The organism is Providencia sp. PROV150, assembly GCF_028481025.1.
Lineage (GTDB): Bacteria > Pseudomonadota > Gammaproteobacteria > Enterobacterales > Enterobacteriaceae > Providencia > Providencia hangzhouensis.
In genome coordinates this window covers 55265-73842 of record NZ_JAMPPJ010000015.1, presented here as the reverse complement: position 1 = coordinate 73842, position 18578 = coordinate 55265, and the positions used below count along the sequence as shown (strand labels likewise).

Here is an 18578-nt window from a genome sequence, read left to right as displayed (position 1 = left end):
GTTGTACTCCTGTAATTGACTCTCTATCTTGTTAATTAAACGATATTCAGGTTTTTTCGTAATTTTGCAAATTTTCGTTTGATAAAACGTTAGCAAGGAAAAAAGATGGAAAAAGTGCAGAGAATTTCTCTTTTAGCTAAGGGAATGGGCATGCTGTTATCGGGAACCTGCCGTTTATTAACTGGCGTTCGCACTCGTTGGGTCGGGTGCCAACCTTCAATGGCTTCACGTATTTATTATGCCAATCATTCCAGTCATCTTGATGGTTTGGTTATTTGGTCTGGGTTGCCGCCGTTAATGCGCCATTTTGTTCACCCTGTTGCCGCTAAAGATTATTGGGTTAAGACACCATTTCGGCGTTATTTAGTTAATAAGGTTTTTCGCGCTGTATTAGTCGATAGAAAAGGCGATAAGCCCGCACAAAATAATACATTAGCTCCTTTAGAATCAGTATTAGAGTCAAAGCATTCATTAATATTTTTTCCTGAGGGTACGCGTGGTGATGGGGAAACGCTAAGTCAATTTAAAAGTGGGCTCTACCATCTCGCGAAAAAATACCCTGATGTTGAAGTTGTTCCAGTCTATTTGGAAAATTTAAATCGTGTATTACCGAAGGGGTCAAAGCTTGTTGTGCCCGTGATTTGCTCAGCTATCGTTGGTAAGCCTCTGGAGCCTATTATGGAGAATGAAAATAAAATCGACTTTTTGCAGCGAGCCAAAGAAGCACTTGAGGAGCTAATGCCATGAGTATTGGGGACAGGGAATTAGTATTATTGTTGTCAGGTGTGTTTGGGATACTAGTATTTGCTAGTGTTATTGGTGGTATTCTTGCATATCGTTATTCAGGTGAAAAAAGTAATCCAACTATTGATAATTTGAATGCTCGTATCCGCGCATGGTGGGTCATGTGTATTATTTGTGTACTTGCTGTGGTGCTTGGCAATATAGGTGTCGTGATCTTATTCGCACTGATATCGTTCTTTGCACTAAGAGAGTTTATTACTTTAACTCCAACACGGCGAAGTGACCACGAGGCATTATTTTGGTGCTTCTTTGTTTTTATTCCATTGCAATATGTGTTGGTAGGTATTGAATGGTATGGGTTATTTTCAATTTTCGTACCTGTTTTTGTATTCCTTTTCTTGCCTACCCGTATTGCTTTAGCTGGAGATACCTTTCATTTTCTTGAACGCACTGCAAAAATTCAGTGGGGAATGTTGGTGGCTGTTTTTTGTTTAAGCCACGTCCCTGCGTTATTGATGTTGAATATTCAAGGCTATGAAGGCGAAAACGTAAAATTATTACTTTTCTTGATTATTGTGACGCAAATTTCAGATGTGTTGCAGTATGTTTTTGGCAAGTTAATGGGTAAGCGGCCTATTGTACCTAAGTTGAGCCCAAATAAGACAATTGAAGGTTTTATTGGCGGAGTATTATCTTCAGTACTCATTGGTGTTTGTCTTTACTGGGTAACCCCGTTTAGCTGGTGGGTTGCGGGGCTGATGTCATTCGCTATTACCATTATGGGGTTTGTGGGTGGGTTATGTATGTCAGCAATTAAGCGTGATAGTGGTATTAAAGATTTTGGGGCGATTATTGAAGGGCATGGTGGGATGCTGGATCGTATTGACTCATTGTGTTTTGCTGCGCCTATTTTTTTCCATTTAACGCGTTATTACTATACATAATCCCATTTTATTTTCGTTTTTGTTCGTTAATCAAAAGAGCACCAAAATGGTGCTTTTCTTTTGTTTTATAGGTACAGCATCGAAGGAATTTAAGTGTTATCATTAATACTTAATTTTTATTTCAAACTAAGGTATGACTAGGGTAATACGCTGTATTTTGTACTCTAGGGCTTTTTTTACCTTGAAAGATTTACCTATTGGGGTGATCGGCTAGAATTATGTAAACTGGATCACAATAAAACATAAAAGCTTGATGGAAAGCAGATGCATAATTCACTCTTTGCCGTATTATGCTGTTAGGTGAATCAATTCAGCACTAGTCAGTCAGTGTAATTAGCGTTAAAAAGATTAACAGCGTAACGGTTTTATCGATTTGCAATTTTATGTTCATTAATCAGAGGTCATCATGGTCAAGCAGATTAAAAGAATTGGGGTTTTAACGAGTGGTGGTGACGCGCCAGGCATGAATGCCGCTATCCGCGGTGTGGTTCGTGCGGCACTAGGTGAAGGTTTAGAAGTCATGGGTATTTTTGACGGTTACCTTGGCTTATATGAAAACCGCATGAAGCAATTAGACCGGTATAGCGTGTCGGATATGATTAACCGTGGTGGTACCTTTTTAGGTTCAGCTCGTTTTCCACAATTCCGTGATGAAAAAGTGCGTGCAGTCGCATTTGATAATCTGAAGAAAAACCATATTGACGCATTAGTTGTCATCGGTGGTGATGGCTCTTATTTGGGGGCTAAAGCTCTGACGGAAGCAGGGTTCCCATGTATTGGTCTACCGGGAACGATTGATAATGACGTTGCTGGTACAGACTATACCATCGGCTATTTTACTGCCCTCGAAACGGTTGTTGAGGCCATTGACCGCCTTCGTGATACTTCGACTTCCCATAAACGTATTTCGATTGTTGAAGTCATGGGGCGTTACTGTGGTGATTTAACATTATCTGCTGCGATTGCAGGGGGCTGTGAATTCTTAGTATTACCTGAGCAAGAAATGGCTTTTGACCGCGAAGAACTGTTATCTGAAATCAAGCGTGGTATTGAAAAAGGTAAACGCCATGCGATTGTCGCTATTACCGAACACGTTTGTGATGTGGGTGAGTTAGCGAAATATATAGAGCAAGAAACACATCATGAAACTCGCGCAACGGTTCTAGGCCATATCCAGCGTGGCGGATCTCCAGTTGCTTATGACCGCATTTTGGCATCACGCATGGGAGCCTATTCCATTCAACTTCTGTTAGAAGGCTATGGTGGGCGCTGTGTTGGTATCCAAAATGAAAAATTAGTTCATCATGACATTATTGATGCTGTTATGAATATGAAGCGCGTCTTTAAGAAAGATTGGTTTGATACGGCGAAGAAGCTGTACTAATTCTTCCTCTTCTTTTTCTTCGTCATATTTTGAGCTGTGACGTTGTTGGCAGCTCTCGGTTACTCGGGTCACATACTTATGTATGCACCCGAGCCGCCGCCTAGTCACAACTCAAACTATTTGGAGAAACTAGCGGGATATATAATGAAAATCAATCAAATGCAGTTCAATGCTTAATGGGATAGTTATTTGATTATTTGAAGTCCATTGCTTGTCAAAAGTATTTATAAAAATCACAAATAGATTTATTTTACATAAGTAGTAAATATAGTTTGTATATTTTCAATATTGGGTTATGGCAACAATCGGTCCACAATTGGAAGGGTAGGTAAAGCGACAATTATGATATAGATGCAAATTTTCAGTGTAGTACGCTATTCCGTGCATACGTGTCGATGAAGGATATGGTTGCACTTAATTGATGTTAATTTGATGCACTTGTATTATGAGTGTTTTGGGTTGGGTAACTTATTAATTGTATTGAGTAATTATGCTAACGATGAGCTTAAGCTTCATATAATAATTTTTAGTTAATGCTTACCTTTTTGAGAAAAGTTTGCTCTGAACAGTTTGTTATCTCGTCCTGGTGAAATATTAAACATTCGCGAATATTCACGGGTGAACTGCGATACACTGTTATAACCAACTGCAGAAGCTGCGTGAGTGATACTCACACCATTTGTTAACATCTGATTTCTAGCATGAATTAGGCGTAGTTGTTTCTGAAATTGTAGAGGGGTAAGTGTGGTGAGTAATCTGAAATATTTATGGAATACTGGTACGCTCATACCTACGCTACTGGCTAGTTCTTTGATTTTGATTGGGTACATAAAATCATTACGCAATTTTTCTATTGCACGACTCACTTTCACAGAATGACTGTCCATTGCACCAAGAGCCCTGATGGCTTCTCCATGCTCACTCCTGAGCAACCAGTAATGTAACTCACGTATTAACCCTTTACCAAGGATGTTAAGTGCTTCATGTTCTTCGAACAGCCTTACCAGACGACATGCAGTATCTGCCACATTAGTTCGAATGGGTTCAATATGGATATTACTTGCCGATCGATTTCTCTTAATTTTCATAGCGCTCAAGAGTTCACTAAGGAGCGAAATATCCAGTTCTAGAACAAGTGAATAATAGGGCTCTCCAGCACTAGCCTTTGTTATCAGGCCCTCTATAGGAATATCTGCGGATATAACCATCGCTTCTCCGGGACCATACTCAAAGCTGTTAGAGCCTGTTGTTACACGTTTTCGCCCCTGTAACATCATCGCGACAAGTGGCCTTGATACTGCTACCTGTAATTCTCCTTGATGGATAGAGCGTACGATAGTCAACCCCGAAACAGGTGTAGTAATAACACCGTTAAAAACGGCCCGAGCATCGGCATAGTGACGGCAGAGATTTAATAGTTCGTTGTTCATATAGTGTTTCCAAGCAAGATCATATGTGAATATTATGTTTTTTTCACACTTGCAACACCATATTTCCCCCCTTAAATGCCATAAAAATATTATCAGGCAAAAAAATATCCAATATCAGGCAATGCAGTACTCCTAAATTCCTTTACTGTATATGTATCGACAAGGCAATAAAAGTAAATACATATAATGAGCAAAATTTCTTTCGGAATAAGGGCCCACCTCTAATCCTATTATTTCTAATACTCAGCTTAGCGATAAAATCATTGATTCCTAAAAAGGTAATGAAGAGTAGTAAAGAAAGTTATAGCCGAAATTCTGTTTATAGATATTGAAACTTTAGATGAGTAGGTAATCTGAGACTGCTTATATCAGACTAAGACTTTTAACTTATAAGGTATATTTATATGAATAATATTCAAAAATTTTATGATCTACGTTCTAAAAATTCTATTATAGATGATTCAGTTTTACTGAGTCTTTTTGACTCCCTTCCTATAATTACATCAGATGAGATGTTAGGTAAGTGGAAAGGTGGTGATTTCAAAACAGGTCATTGGGGGAATAAAGCCTTAGCGGAAATGAAATGGTACGGTAAATGGTTTAAAAGCAAATTTGATGTGCTTCCAATCATTTGTTTCAATGATGAGGGTAAACTTTTTTCTAATAAGATAATGAAAGGAGAAGCATCTATTCTTGATGTGAGCTTTAGAGGAAAAACGTCTGCAACCATGATTTATGATGGAGTGCCAATCTTTGACCACTTTAGGAAAGTCGATAATAATATTGTTTTCGGGCTAATGGATGGTAAGCATATTGAAGGGTTTCCCGACATTGTTGATAACGGTAAATACTATTTCTTTTTTCTAGAAAGAATAGCCAAATATCCTGCTAAGTTTATTGAACAATAAAAAAACACAATTTTAATTGTGTATTAGGAGTGAGTGAATAAGCCACTTTATATTATATAAATTTTATATTTAAGATATAAAGAGTAAATGATATTTAATTTATTTAAAGTCTGGTTTATTCGCGCTGTCATTAAATCAATCATTAATTTATATAAAAAATAAAGAGAATACTATGTCGATAAAAATACTTGGGTATGCAGCTAAAAGTAATAAAAGTCCACTAGCTCCTTTTGTTTTCGAACGTCGAGATCTTCGCGAAGATGATGTTTTAATTGATATTGAATACTGTGGAGTCTGTCATACTGATATTCATCAAAGTAGAAATGATTGGGGTGTTTCTCAATATCCTATTGTTCCTGGACATGAAATTGTTGGACGTATTTCTAATATAGGAAATAAAGTTTCAAAGTTTAAAGTTGGTGATATTGTAGGAATTGGATTTATAGTAGATTCTTGTCAGGACTGTACATATTGTAAATCAGATTTGGAACAGTATTGTGAAGAGGGTCCAACTCAAACCTTTAATAGTTTAGATCGTTATGATGGACGAATGACTTATGGAGGATATTCTAAAAAAATTGTTTGCAGTGAAAATTTTGTTGTAAAAGTACCTAAAAATTTAGATTTAAAAGCAGTTCCACCAATATTATGTGCTGGTATTACAACTTGGTCTCCGTTAAGGCATTGGAAAGTAGGTAACGGAACTAAGCTTGCTATTGTGGGATTAGGTGGCTTGGGTCATATGGCTATTAAACTAGCTCATGCTTTAGGGGCAGAGATTACATTAATAACTAGTTCAAAATCCAAAATAGCTGATGCGATCCGTTTAGGTGCCCATCATGTTGTGTTATCAACAGATGAAGCTAAGATGGCAGAGATTAAAAATCAGTTTGATATCATCATTGATACTATCCCTTATGAGCATGATTTAAAACCATATGTTTCTACATTAACATTAGATGGAACATTGGTTCTTGTTGGTTACATCGGTGAATTTAACACGAGTTCAGTTCCGTTATATCTTGGAAGAAAATCTATTTCGGCTTCATTAATCGGTGGTATTAAAGAAACTCAGGAATTACTTGATTTCTGTGGGGAACACAATATTGTTGCAGAGATTGAGTTGATTAATATAGAAAATATTAATCAAGCATATGAACGTATGTTGAAACGTGATGTTAAATATCGCTTTGTAATCGACAATAGTTCGTTCTGATAATGTTTTAGTCGATTCTTGTAGCGCGGCAGAATTGATTGTATTTATGCCAATATGATATGAAAAGCACCATTACAAAGTTTAATTAAGGTATTAGGCTGAGCTAGAAATCTCATTTCAGAGACTCATTGCATGAATGCATTTGGTTCTGCCGCATTAAGAATAAGTAGGGTAATTTAGTTGCTTTCCAGGATGAGTTACTCATGACTTTAATTTGAAAAGCGTTCAAATGTCTTCACTATTTCACTAATATCATTGCTCTATGCATCCGCTGATATCTGGTTTATTTGTTAATACAGATTACCTCTATAGAAATTAATGAGTAAACCACCCGCTATGTGGGGTGGTTATCACTCTATTTTCCTAATTGCTCAAGGGAATCAATAAACATATCCCATAATTGCGGATTATCTAATTTAGTGGCAGCTTGGGTATGGCATTCTGCTTTAATGGGTAGACGAAAATCTGTGACTGTCATTCCCGTTGTTAGAGCACCTTGCAATTCAATATTAATTGGAGCTTTGATTGTTTCCATTATCGATGGGTCGATAACATAAGCAACAGCGCATAAATCATGAACTGGGGCATGGTCACTATGTCCTTTTTGCTGACGATAACTAGCAGTGTAGTTATTGAGGGACTCAACAACAAAATGGCTTAGTCGAGTATTTAACGCCTTAATCTTTTCTATGATTTGGTCATCTGGGCGTGCTTGATAGGCTAGGTCTAATCCAACCATTGTGATAGGCCAAGTTTCATTAAATACGATATGGGCGGCTTCAGGATCTATGAGGATATTAAATTCAGCAACAGCTGTGCTGTTGCCTGTATGGTAGCCACCCCCCATTAAAACTACCTCTTTCACTAATCCTACAATTTCTGGCGCCTTTCTTGCTGCTAATGCAATATTTGTAAGTCCCCCTATCGGAACGAGAGTTACTGTTTTTGGCGGATGAGATTTAATGGTATCAATAATTAAGTCAACGGCATGTCGTTTATCAATAGGTAGTTTAGGTTCTGGAAGTTGTGACCTATCAATACCTGTTACTTTATGAGTTTTTAAACCTTTTTGTATTGTCCTGACTAAAGGGCGAGAACAACCTGCTGCGATAGGAATATTATTTGCACCGATTAATTCCATAACAGCGCGTGTATTATAAGTGACTTCATCTAAAGTTTTGTTTCCAGCAGCCGTTGTTACGGCAAGTAAATCAATATTCGGATTACCTAATGCTAAAAAAATAGCCATTGCATCATCATGACCGGGGTCACAGTCGATAATAATTTTATTTTTAGACATTTTTTTTCCTTTTATTAACATTTAGTAGGTGGTTGTTTAGCTCTTGTTTAAATGACTACGGTATGTATCAAGTACCACTGCAACGATAATTACGGCTCCTGTTATAAAGCGTTTTGTGGGCTCGCTTGCACCAACTTGTGCCAACCCAGCAGCCAGAACGGAAATAATCAATGCTCCAAGAAAAGTACATATAATTGAACCTCTTCCTCCCATCAAGCTTGTACCGCCTATCACAACAGCAGCAATAACCTGTAGTTCCATTCCAACACCACTATTTGGGTCAGCGGCCTCAAGGCGCGCCACTTGGAACAGTGAGGCCAAACCAGATAATCCTCCCATAAGTGCAAATACAGCGATCTTATAAGGCCCGGGATTAATGCCTGATAATCGGACCGCTTCTTCATTCGTACCAATACCAATCAAATGACGGCCAAACACAGTTCGAGTTAAAACTAAATGCCCGACTATAATGACTACTATGGCAATAATAAAAGAAGGGGATACTCCGAAGAAAACCGGGTCGGCAATATAATCATAAATAGAACCAATATAGGCCGTTCTAGAGTCAGTCAACTGATAGGCTACTCCTCGAGCCATTTCCAACATTCCGAGAGAGACGATAAATGCGGGAATACGCCAAGCAACCGTAATGAAGCCCGTTAGTGATCCAACTAGTGTTGCGAGCATTACACCAGAAAGAGCTGCTAGCCATGGGGGCCATTGGAAATTTAAATACGTTACGCTTACCACAGCTGCTGCAAGAGCCAACAACGATCCAACGGAAAGATCTATACCTGCAATAATTAATATGAATGTCATCCCAACAGACATAACAATTAGGTCAGGGATTTGATTCGCAATAGTACTAAAGGTATTCATGCTTAAAAAGTGTGTGCTAAGGCATGAAAATAGCACTATCATCGCCAATAACGCGCCGATTAATCCGATGTAGCTATTTAACTCTTTCAATGATGTATAAGGGGTTTCTTTTGTTGTTGCCGCTTGTTTAGTCGATAATTTGTTATTCATTTTTTATCCTCGGCTATTCGCTAGAAGTATTTTCTACATGCTGATATGCAGAAAATGCTGCTGCTAAAATTTGCTCCTGACTCCAGTCACCACGTGAAAAGGTATTCACTAGTTTGCCATCTGAAATTACTGCAATACGGTCGCAAATGAGCATGAGTTCGCGTAAATCACTGGAAACGACAACAATGCCTTTTCCCTTAGCCGTCAACGCATTCAGTAACTGGTAAATATCTTGTTTTGCACCAATATCTATACCTCGAGTGGGCTCATCAAATAAAATAATCTGACAATCTCTTTCTAACCATCGGCTAATTAATACTTTTTGCTGATTACCTCCTGATAAACTCTTTACAGGCTGCGAAGGATTTGTCGCGCGGATGCCTAAGTTTTTAATATATTTATTTGCTAAATTGGTTTCATCAAGTGAGCTAACGATTGATAGAAAGCTTGTTTTATCGCTATTACCCAAGGAGATATTTGCTGCTATAGATTGTGGTAATAAAAGGCCTTCGCCTTTACGATCTTCTGTAACCAATGCGATACCGTGCTTAATTGCATCCTTAGGAGATCGTATTACTACGGTTTTTAACGGATCACCAACCTGTAATGTGCCGCTGTCGATTTTATCAGCACCGAAAATAGCGCGTAAAAGTTCTGTTCGTCCAGAACCTACTAGACCGCTAATACCTAATATTTCACCACTGTGTAGCGTGAACGATGTATCCTGAATAATTCTTCCACGCTTAAAGTTTTTCACTTTCAAGATCGGATGACCGACCTGGTGCTGATTTAAATTAAATGAACTTTTTAAATCACGTCCGACCATCAGTGAAACTAGCTGATCACTGTTATAGCGTTTAATATCATCCACACAGACTAGGTGGCCATTCCGTAGTACTGCAATATCATCAGCAATTACCGCTAATTCATCTAATCGATGGGAGATATAAATCAATGAAACACCTCGGGCTTTAAACAACATTATCTGTTTAAACAGTAATTCAACTTCACGGTTACTGAGCATTGCTGTAGGTTCATCAAGAATAAGAACTCGGCTTTCGCCAATTAAGTTTCTTGCGATTTCAATCATCTGTTGATGGCCAATGCCTAATTTACCAACAAGTGTATTAGGATCGATCGATTGCAATCCAACCATGGCCATCACGGGTTGAGCTACTTCGTTTAACTTTTTCCGATCAATCCAACCAAATCGGTGAGGAAGCTGTTCGAGAAACAGATTTTCTGCTACCGATAGCGTGGGCAGTAAATTGAGTTCCTGCATCACCATGCGGATACCCAATTTTTCAGCATCTTTCCTGCTGTTAGGCGTGTAAGGTTTTCCCTGATAAATAATTTGTCCAGAGGTTGCGCTGGTTAGTCCTCCAATTATTTTGGCTAAGGTACTTTTTCCGGCGCCATTTTCCCCAGTCAGAGCCAATACTTTTCCTGAATATAATGCTAGTGTCACATCCACTAAGACAGGTTCACTATAGGTTTTACTTATTCCGTGTATTGCGAGGATCTCTTGCCTATTTTTCATATCCTGACCTTATCGGGTAAGCTGCTCTGATATCCGAAAGGTGCAATACCAAAGCAATGAACCATGATTAACCTATTGTTTAATAATAAGTTTTATTGGGGTCTCAATATTGCTGGATAAATCACTTTGTTTTTTACCATTTTTGAGCGCATCAAGTGCGGCATCAATGCCAAATACAGCTTGCTGGGAAGCGAATTGATCTGCTGTTGCTAATACTCGGCCATCATTCAACATCGGCTTAATTGCTTCGATATTGTCATAACCTACCACCAGAACCTGTCCTTTTTTTCCAGCTGAACGAATTGCAGAAACTGCACCTAATGCCATGTTATCGTTATTTGCTAACAGTGCTTTGATATCGGGATATTCACTCAGCATTGCAGCGGCTACCACATTAGCGTTGTTTATTTCCCATTGACCGGATTGAATAGAAACCACTTTCATTCCGCCCTCAGCCATTGCTTGCTGGAATCCCTGAGTGCGTTGTTGAGAGTTACGGGAGGTTGGAATGCCTTCAATAATACCTACTTGATCACCTTGTTTAAGGTGCTTTACTAAATAATCACCAATATCTTTAGCTCCTTTTTGATTATCAGGACCAACAAAAGGAATATTTAGATTTTTATCTTTGAGTACACCTTCATCAAATTTATTATCAATATTAATAACGATTATTCCTGCATCAATTGCTTTCTTAACTACAGGTAGGATTGCTTTAGAATCAGATGGTGCAATGATGATAGCATCCACTTTAGATACAATCATTTGCTCTACAATCTGGATTTGATTTGCCGTATCCGTTTCGTTCTTTATTCCATTAGATATCAAATCAAACTTATCTATATTTTTTTTCTGATAATCTTTTGCTCCTGTCTCCATTGTCAGAAAAAACTCGTTTGCCAATGATTTCATGACTAGGGCAATTTTTGGTTTATGCGTCTGCGTATCGGCGGCAAATGCAGGTATGATGAAGAAGGAGGAAAGTGCTATTCCGACAGTTGCACCGATGATGCGATAAAACATTTTATTTTTCATTTGGTTATTCCTATAGGCTTAGGGGACTGAATAATTCTCTAAACAATTGCTGCTTACGGTGATAAACGAGCGAGTTACTGGGCATGTTTGATGCGCCTTTACGTTCAACTTTCAACGATGCAAACGCAGAAGCATACTGCGCTGCATTGACGAGCTCTTTACCGTTAGCAATGTATGCAGCTAGTGCTCCAGTAAAAGCATCGGCAGCTCCACTGGTATCGACAACAGCTGATTTATAGGCAGGAATATGGGTATAAACTTTGCCATCAAAGATTAGGCAACCTTGATTACCTAACGTGATAATGACGGATTTTGCACCTTGAATATGAATGCTTTTGGCTGCGTTTTTTGCCGAATTAATATCGTCAATAACTACTCCAGATAATGCTTCGGCTTCAATTTTATTTGGTGTAATAATATCTATTAAATGCAATATTTCTTTGATTTCTGGAACATAAGGGGCTGGGTTCAATACAACAATAGCTTTCCCAAGTTTTGCCTGCATTATTGCATAACGAGTTATAGGGAAATTGTTTTCTAGCTGAGTCAAAAATACTCTGCAATTACGAATGATATCAATATCTAATAAAATGTCCTCTTCGGTAAATGTTTCGTTGGCACCAAGAGTGACACTGATCATATTGTCACCAGTAGCATCAGAAACCCATACGATTGCTATTCCAGTTGGTGACATTTCATTTATAAGAAAAGAAAATGATGAAATCTCAGTCTTTGTTAAATACCTCTTGGCTTTTTTTGAAAACTCATCTGAGCCTAATTTAACCGTTAAGTGAACGTTATTATTAATTTTAGCCGCAGCGATAGCTTGGTTTGTCCCCTTTCCTCCGGCATAAAAATGTGTTGCAGAAGCCCGTATGGTTTGACCAATCTGGGGTAGTGCTGTTATTTCAGAGACAATATCAACATTAAACGAACCTAGGATGTAAACACTTTCATTAATATAGCTGTTTTGTGTAGTTCGATTTGAATTTGGTGCAATATCCTTGCCGCTTTTAAAGCCGTTTAATATCGTTTCTGTAAACGATTGTTCAAATAAGGATTCGTCATCTGGTGTGTTTTTTAATTGTACGCCACCATGAAACAATGAGAATAGTGTACTTTGGCATAGCTCATTTAAGTCATTACGAATAGTTCGAGTAGTTACCGATAATTCTTTAGCTAATTCGCTAACATAAGCTTTTTTATCAGTTATCAACTTAATTCGAATAGCTTTTTGTCGTTCTTGTTTTTTCATAAATACTCACCTCCAAGTTTTATAATATTAAATTAATGCTAATGTTTATTGAGTGACGTTCAAAAATAAACACATAAATTGGAATTTTTTTTTCCGATTTGGGTAATTAGTTAAATGTTCAGGAAGCTCGAATAAAAATCTAGTGTCAACGGATTACAATCTATAGTTATAATCCGTAATCTATACACTCTCCTTGCATTTGTTACAAATAACAAATAAGTCAGTTTTTCAGGGTGTTTCATACTAAAAGGTAATTACGATGCCGCCTATGAATTTATCAAGCGAGTATTAAAATTTTCCACTACTGAGTGACAGCTAAAATATTCAGCATTGATAAATGTGTCTATTACAGTAATGTGATTTTCCACTTAATTAAATCGTAATAACATAAAATGATTAAAAATCAAATGCATAAGTAACTATTCATTCAATCCTGTAACTCTGGCCAGTTACTTTTAATTACTAATTAGGCTAATATGAAATTCAATAATTCTGCGAATTCTAATTTTAAAGCAAGTAGTTTTGGTATTTTTTTTGATTTTTTGCATCCTGTTCAAAATTTTAAATCCGATAATAATTAAAAAGCAATTCTTTTATATCGATTATAGTATTACTAAGAACAAAAAATTATTTCTTTCTCATAGGCTAATTCGATAAATATTAATAGTCAGTTATCAATAGAGAGGTTAATATGAATATTCTTATTATTTCAGGAAGTCCAAATTCGAAATCACTTTCATCTGCCTTACTTGATTATATTCAGCAATGGCTTGGTGAATATAATGTATTGATTGAACGGGTTAGTGTGAATGAATTTGATTCAAGTGTGTTATTAAAAGCAGAATATCAACATTCTCAAATAGAATTGTTTATTAAAAAAGTTAATAGAGCAGATGGTGTTATTATAGCTTCCCCCGTTTACCAATCATCGTATAGCGGTGTGTTAAAGTCATTAATTGACTTATTACCACAAGGTTCATTTGCTAATAAAAGAGTATTGCCAATTATGTCTGGAGGCAGTGAATGTCATCAATTAGCCTTGGATTATGCTTTTAAACCCTTATTGATGGCATTAAAAGCTGAAGAAATTATGATTGGAATTTATATTAGTAATAAACATTCAAAGTATTCTGAGCAATCTCAGAAATATATTTTTAATGATGAGATTATTGGTAGAGTAAATAATACTTTACGTTTTTTTATCGCTCACTAAATAAAACTAGGAATTATATATTACAAGCTGAACTATACTCGATTGTTGGATTGGGGGAATAAAAATGAGCTATCAACGTAATTTATTTTTGAGTTGGCTAGTGCCTTTAGCTTTACTGATGATTTGGCAATTTTCCGTAAATTCAGGCTGGGTATCAAACCGTATATTACCAGAACCACTTCAAGTAATGAATGCGGGGTGGAGGTTAATAAAAAGTGGTGAGTTATGGGAAAATATGGTTGTCAGCACATTACGTGCCTCTATCGGTTTTATTATTGGCGGCTTGATAGGGCTTATTTTAGGACTAATTACAGGGCTATCCCGATTAGGTGAAACTTTATTAGATAGTTCGATACAAATGATCCGCAATATACCACATTTGGCACTTATCCCTTTAGTTATTTTATGGTTTGGTATTGATGAGAAAGCTAAAATATTTCTCGTCTCATTAGGTACTTTTTTCCCTATTTATTTAAATACATTACATGGCATTAGACATATTGACCGCGGTTTGATTGAGATGGCAAAAAGCTATGGACTAAATGGATATCAACTATTCCATCACGTTATTTTTCCAGGGGCACTGCCATCAATATTGGTTGGTATCCGTTTTTCTCTTGGGCTGATGTGGCTAACATTGATTGTTGCTGAAACCATTTCTGCAAATGCAGGGATCGGATATTTAGCAATGAATGCGCGCGAGTTCCTCAGAACTGACATTGTAGTATTTACCATCATTGTTTATGCCTTACTGGGTAAAATAGCAGATTGGTCGACCTATTTATTAGAAGTTGTACTTTTGCGTTGGCATCCTACTTGGCAGAAAAAAAAGGTTCCAGCATGATGATAAATCAACCTCTTAGAAATGAAGGCATTACAGTTAATGTTAACCAGATTACTCAACAGTTTGGTGCTCATGAAGTACTTAAATCCCTTAGCTTTACAATTCCTGCAGGGCAATTTGTCGCCATTGTTGGGCACAGTGGCTGTGGTAAGAGTTCCTTATTACGCCTAATAGCTAATTTAGATTTTCCCTCGTCAGGGGAAATCACGAGCGAAACACTATCACTAGCTCATTTTTATAATAATACACGCATGATGTTCCAAGAGCCGCGATTACTACCATGGAAAAAAGTTGTCGAGAATGTAGAGCTTGGACTTAAAGGAAAATGGCGTAATGAGGTACTTGAAGCGCTAGATGCCGTTGGACTGCTTGATAAAGCTAATGAATGGCCTGCAACATTATCTGGTGGACAGAAACAGCGTGTCGCATTAGCAAGAGCACTTATTCATCGTCCTCGTTTACTATTACTTGACGAGCCTTTAGGTGCACTTGATGCATTAACTCGAATAGAAATGCAGCAGTTGATCATTAAGCTATGGCAAGAATACAAATTTACCGTTGTGCTTGTAACACACGATGTGCATGAAGCTGTGTTTACCTCTGAACGAGTATTGATGTTAAAGGATGGCGGGCTGTATTTTGATTTACAAGTAAATGAAGATTATCCCAGAACACTGACTAACTCTAGGTTGATTGAACTTGAATCGAAGGTATTGAGTGCACTTACAGAGTTTTAGAGGTATTAAAAATAATTTCTGATTGTTATCAATTGAATAGGGATTAAACATGACAGCACAGCAAGAACTACAGATATTTTGGTTTTTACCGACGCATGGAGACGGGCGCTATTTAGGCACTCAGAAAGGTGCTCGTCCCGTGACATTACCTTATTTGCAGCAAATTGCTATCGCAGTGGATAGTTTAGGTTTCCATGGTGTGCTGATCCCAACAGGTAAAAGCTGCGAAGATTCGTGGTTAATTGCTGCAGCATTGGTTTCAGTGACCAAACAATTACGTTTTTTAGTGGCGGTTAGACCAGGTCTTCAACCTCCTTCACTAGCTGCTCGCATGTCCTCTACTTTGGATAGACTATCAGATGGACGATTATTGGTAAATGTGGTTACAGGAGGTGATCCGATAGAAAATAGAGGTGATGGGATTTTTTTAAATCATGAAGAGCGATATAAAGTGACAAAGGAATTCCTTGAAGTTTATAAACGGTTGATCCGTGGAGAGCAGCAAGTTAATTATCAAGGAGAACATATAAATGTTGAAAATGCAGGATTGCTATTTCCACCAGTACAACCATTAGGTCCTCCATTGTATTTTGGTGGCTCATCGCCAGCTGCGTTAGCGGTTGCAGCAGAACATATTAATACATATTTGTCATGGGGCGAACCAATTGCTGATGTAACTGAAAAAATTACAGCTGTGCGGAAACTAGCAGATGAAAAGGGTAACCAATTGGAATTTGGAATTCGCTTACATGTGATAGTGCGAGAAACAGAGCAAGAGGCTATTGATGCGGCGAATAAGCTGATTTCACATCTTGATGATGAAGTGATTGCTCAAGCTCAATCTATTTTTTCGCGTATGGATTCAATGGGGCAGAAGCGTATGCAAGCACTCCATAATGGCTCTAAAGATAGCTTATTTATTGCACCTAATTTATGGGCCGGTATTGGTTTAGTTCGAGGCGGAGCCGGAACGGCTTTAGTTGGTTCACCTGAGCAAGTTGCAGAACGAATTAGGGGATATCAAGCCGTGGGTATTAGTAAGTTTATTTTTTCAGGTTATCCGCATTTAGAGGAAGCACACCGGTTTGCAGAGTTAGTAATGCCGTTATTACAAGGACTAAAAGAGTTCTCTTTCTCTAGTTCATGTATTAATACTGGGCCATTTGGTGAAACAATTGCCAATGATTCAAGGCCAAAATAAGTGAGTGAAAACTATTTGAGGTAATTAATCCTATCAGGAGTCCTACTATGAAAAAGTTAATACTATTTGCTTCATTATTGCTGATTTTCATCTACCCCAACTTTATTTTCGCAGAAGTGAAAAAAATTAATATTGGGTATCAAAAAGCCAATATTTTTGCAATATTAAAATATCGAGGTTCGTTAGAAAGCGAATTTAAAAAATATGATGTTAATATTAATTGGATTGAATTTCCCGCAGGACCGCAAATGTTAGAAGGGTTAAATCTAGGAAGTATTGATTTAGCCGCGACGGGAGATGCACCACCTATTTTTGCTCAAGCAGCACAAGCTGATTTTGTCTATTTAGGTCATTCACCAGCTAATCCCAAATCAGAGGCAATTATTGTTCCTGAAAATTCATCAATTAAGTCTATCAATGATTTAAAGGGAAAACGGATCGCATTAAATAAAGGTTCTGATGTGAATTATTTACTTTTGGCCGCATTGCAACATGCGGGGCTTAATTACAGTGATATTATCCCAGTTTATTTACAACCATCAGATGCGAGAGCAGCCTTTGAGAAAGGGGCAACTGATGCATGGGCGATTTGGGATCCTTTTTTAGCTGAAGTTGAAACTAACTTGTCAGTCCGTCAAATCGTTAATGGTGAAAATTTAGTTCCTCATTACACCTTTTTCCTTGCTAGCCGTAACTTTGCTGAAAAAAAAATTAAATATGTTGAAGTAATTATTGAGCAACTAATACAACAAAGTGAATGGGTTAATACACATCCTCAAGAAACCTCAGAAGTCTTATCAGTATCAACAGGGCTAAGCAAAGATATATGGTTAAAAGCATTACAACGCGCAAATTATGGGTTTATTCATATGAGTGATGATTCGTTTGCGAAGCAACAAAAAATTGCAGATATTTTTGTAAAAGCACGTCTAATTCCTGAACCTGTTGATGTTAAAAAAGCACAATGGATAATTAAGGAAAATTAATTTTTTAATAAAAATATTTAAATCTAATAATTGATAAAGTTTTATATAAAGTCGCCAGCTTAATACGAGAATATTTAACACGGTTTTTCGTATAATCAGATGTTTTACTACTTAATGTTATATCATTTGCCGCTTTCTAGTAGATGAAATTGTCTCCTGCGATAAAAACTTAAGTGGCTGAGCTTTATTAATATTGACGAATATTTACTCTGTCATTTTATTGGTAATAATATATTGGAGGTGGAGAAATGCAGGGAATAAAACGTAGAATTGTATTTATAACGATTTATGAAGTTATTGGCTGGTTTATTTCCGCATTGGCACTGGCTTTTCTTTCTGGTAATTCAGCAGGAACTACAGGGCCATTAGCCTTAGTAATAACTACTATTGCCGTTAGTTGGAATTTTATTTTCAATACCGCATTTGAATATTGGGAATCGAAACAAAAATCACGTATTAGAACATTTAGACGCCGTTTTGTTCACGCTATACTTTTTCAAATAACACTAGTTGCTTTCTTAATTCCTTTAATTGCATGGTGGCTGTCAATTAGTCTTTTACAAGCATTAATATTCGATTTTGCCTTAATTATTTTTATCCCAATTTATACTTTCTTTTTTAATTTGGCTTTTGACAAAATCTTTGGTTTACCAAAATCAGCATTGCCGCAGGAAAATAAAATGACATGATAATGTCAAGGTTGTGTTTCCTTCTATTTGTTACCTAAGGAAACATTGATAATAGGGTACTCTTGTAAATAAGGAAATAGATTTAAACGTTTTTATCCTATTCTAGGTTGCAGATCAAATACT

The 18578-nt window shown here is 37.1% G+C and carries 17 protein-coding genes; 11 read left to right on the top strand and 6 right to left on the bottom strand.

Annotated features, from left to right (window positions below):
* The first annotated feature begins 105 nt into the window (after positions 1-105).
* The 3 genes from PSE83_RS12140 to pfkA all read left to right on the top strand — a co-directional run bounded on the left by PSE83_RS12140 (position 106) and on the right by pfkA (position 3072).
* Positions 106-747, top strand: a complete 642-nt coding sequence (locus PSE83_RS12140) for a lysophospholipid acyltransferase family protein (protein ID WP_094961883.1) — start codon at positions 106-108, stop codon at positions 745-747.
* Positions 744-1688 carry a phosphatidate cytidylyltransferase gene (locus tag PSE83_RS12135; protein WP_004265235.1) on the top strand — a complete coding sequence of 315 codons (945 nt, stop codon included), beginning with the start codon at positions 744-746 and terminating at the stop codon, positions 1686-1688. Before PSE83_RS12140 ends, PSE83_RS12135 begins: the two co-directional genes overlap by 4 nt.
* Positions 1689-2094: 406 nt before the next feature.
* A complete protein-coding gene (gene pfkA, locus PSE83_RS12130) occupies positions 2095-3072 on the top strand; it encodes a 6-phosphofructokinase (protein WP_004265237.1) in 978 nt (325 codons plus the stop codon).
* A 530-nt stretch (positions 3073-3602) separates the two neighbouring features.
* Here the strand turns inward: pfkA and PSE83_RS12125 are convergent.
* Positions 3603-4502, bottom strand: coding sequence for an AraC family transcriptional regulator (locus PSE83_RS12125; protein ID WP_004265240.1), 900 nt, complete (start codon positions 4500-4502; stop codon positions 3603-3605).
* 404 nt (positions 4503-4906) lie between these two features.
* Here PSE83_RS12125 and PSE83_RS12120 point away from each other — a divergent pair, with 404 nt between their 5' ends.
* Both PSE83_RS12120 and PSE83_RS12115 read left to right on the top strand, forming a co-directional pair.
* Positions 4907-5410 carry a DUF4334 domain-containing protein gene (locus PSE83_RS12120; RefSeq protein ID WP_004265242.1) on the top strand — a complete coding sequence of 168 codons (504 nt, stop codon included), beginning with the start codon at positions 4907-4909 and terminating at the stop codon, positions 5408-5410.
* A gap of 172 nt (positions 5411-5582) precedes the next feature.
* Positions 5583-6626, top strand: a complete 1044-nt coding sequence (locus tag PSE83_RS12115; RefSeq protein WP_110592813.1) for an NAD(P)-dependent alcohol dehydrogenase — start codon at positions 5583-5585, stop codon at positions 6624-6626.
* A gap of 355 nt (positions 6627-6981) precedes the next feature.
* Here PSE83_RS12115 and PSE83_RS12110 read toward each other — a convergent pair whose 3' ends face one another.
* From PSE83_RS12110 to PSE83_RS12090, 5 genes are all read right to left on the bottom strand, one after another.
* Positions 6982-7926 (bottom strand): nucleoside hydrolase, encoded by a 945-nt coding sequence (locus PSE83_RS12110; protein ID WP_110592814.1) that lies wholly within the window; start codon positions 7924-7926, stop codon positions 6982-6984.
* Positions 7927-7962: 36 nt separating this feature from the next.
* Positions 7963-8955, bottom strand: a complete 993-nt coding sequence (locus PSE83_RS12105) for an ABC transporter permease (RefSeq protein WP_004265248.1) — start codon at positions 8953-8955, stop codon at positions 7963-7965.
* Positions 8956-8968: 13 nt separating this feature from the next.
* On the bottom strand, positions 8969-10495 hold the full coding sequence (locus tag PSE83_RS12100) for a sugar ABC transporter ATP-binding protein (protein ID WP_110592816.1): 1527 nt from the start codon (positions 10493-10495) through the stop codon (positions 8969-8971).
* 72 nt (positions 10496-10567) lie between these two features.
* Entirely contained in the window at positions 10568-11530 is a 963-nt protein-coding gene (locus PSE83_RS12095; RefSeq protein ID WP_004265250.1) for a sugar ABC transporter substrate-binding protein, read from the bottom strand.
* A gap of 10 nt (positions 11531-11540) precedes the next feature.
* A complete protein-coding gene (locus tag PSE83_RS12090; RefSeq protein WP_004265251.1) occupies positions 11541-12785 on the bottom strand; it encodes a PfkB family carbohydrate kinase in 1245 nt (414 codons plus the stop codon).
* 691 nt (positions 12786-13476) lie between these two features.
* Between PSE83_RS12090 and ssuE the strand changes: the two genes are divergently transcribed.
* From ssuE to PSE83_RS12060, 6 genes are all read left to right on the top strand, one after another.
* Positions 13477-13998, top strand: a complete 522-nt coding sequence (ssuE, locus tag PSE83_RS12085) for an NADPH-dependent FMN reductase (protein ID WP_004265252.1) — start codon at positions 13477-13479, stop codon at positions 13996-13998.
* Between the two features lie 64 nt (positions 13999-14062).
* Positions 14063-14842 carry an aliphatic sulfonate ABC transporter permease SsuC gene (ssuC, locus tag PSE83_RS12080; RefSeq protein WP_272660876.1) on the top strand — a complete coding sequence of 260 codons (780 nt, stop codon included), beginning with the start codon at positions 14063-14065 and terminating at the stop codon, positions 14840-14842.
* A gap of 2 nt (positions 14843-14844) precedes the next feature.
* Positions 14845-15579, top strand: a complete 735-nt coding sequence (locus PSE83_RS12075) for an ATP-binding cassette domain-containing protein (RefSeq protein ID WP_442960079.1) — start codon at positions 14845-14847, stop codon at positions 15577-15579.
* Between the two features lie 49 nt (positions 15580-15628).
* Positions 15629-16780 (top strand): FMNH2-dependent alkanesulfonate monooxygenase, encoded by a 1152-nt coding sequence (gene ssuD, locus PSE83_RS12070; RefSeq protein WP_004265268.1) that lies wholly within the window; start codon positions 15629-15631, stop codon positions 16778-16780.
* 47 nt (positions 16781-16827) lie between these two features.
* Entirely contained in the window at positions 16828-17766 is a 939-nt protein-coding gene (locus tag PSE83_RS12065) for a sulfonate ABC transporter substrate-binding protein (RefSeq protein ID WP_110592819.1), read from the top strand.
* Positions 17767-18014: 248 nt separating this feature from the next.
* Positions 18015-18455, top strand: coding sequence for a PACE efflux transporter (locus tag PSE83_RS12060; protein ID WP_004265273.1), 441 nt, complete (start codon positions 18015-18017; stop codon positions 18453-18455).
* The last annotated feature ends 123 nt before the right edge of the window (positions 18456-18578 follow it).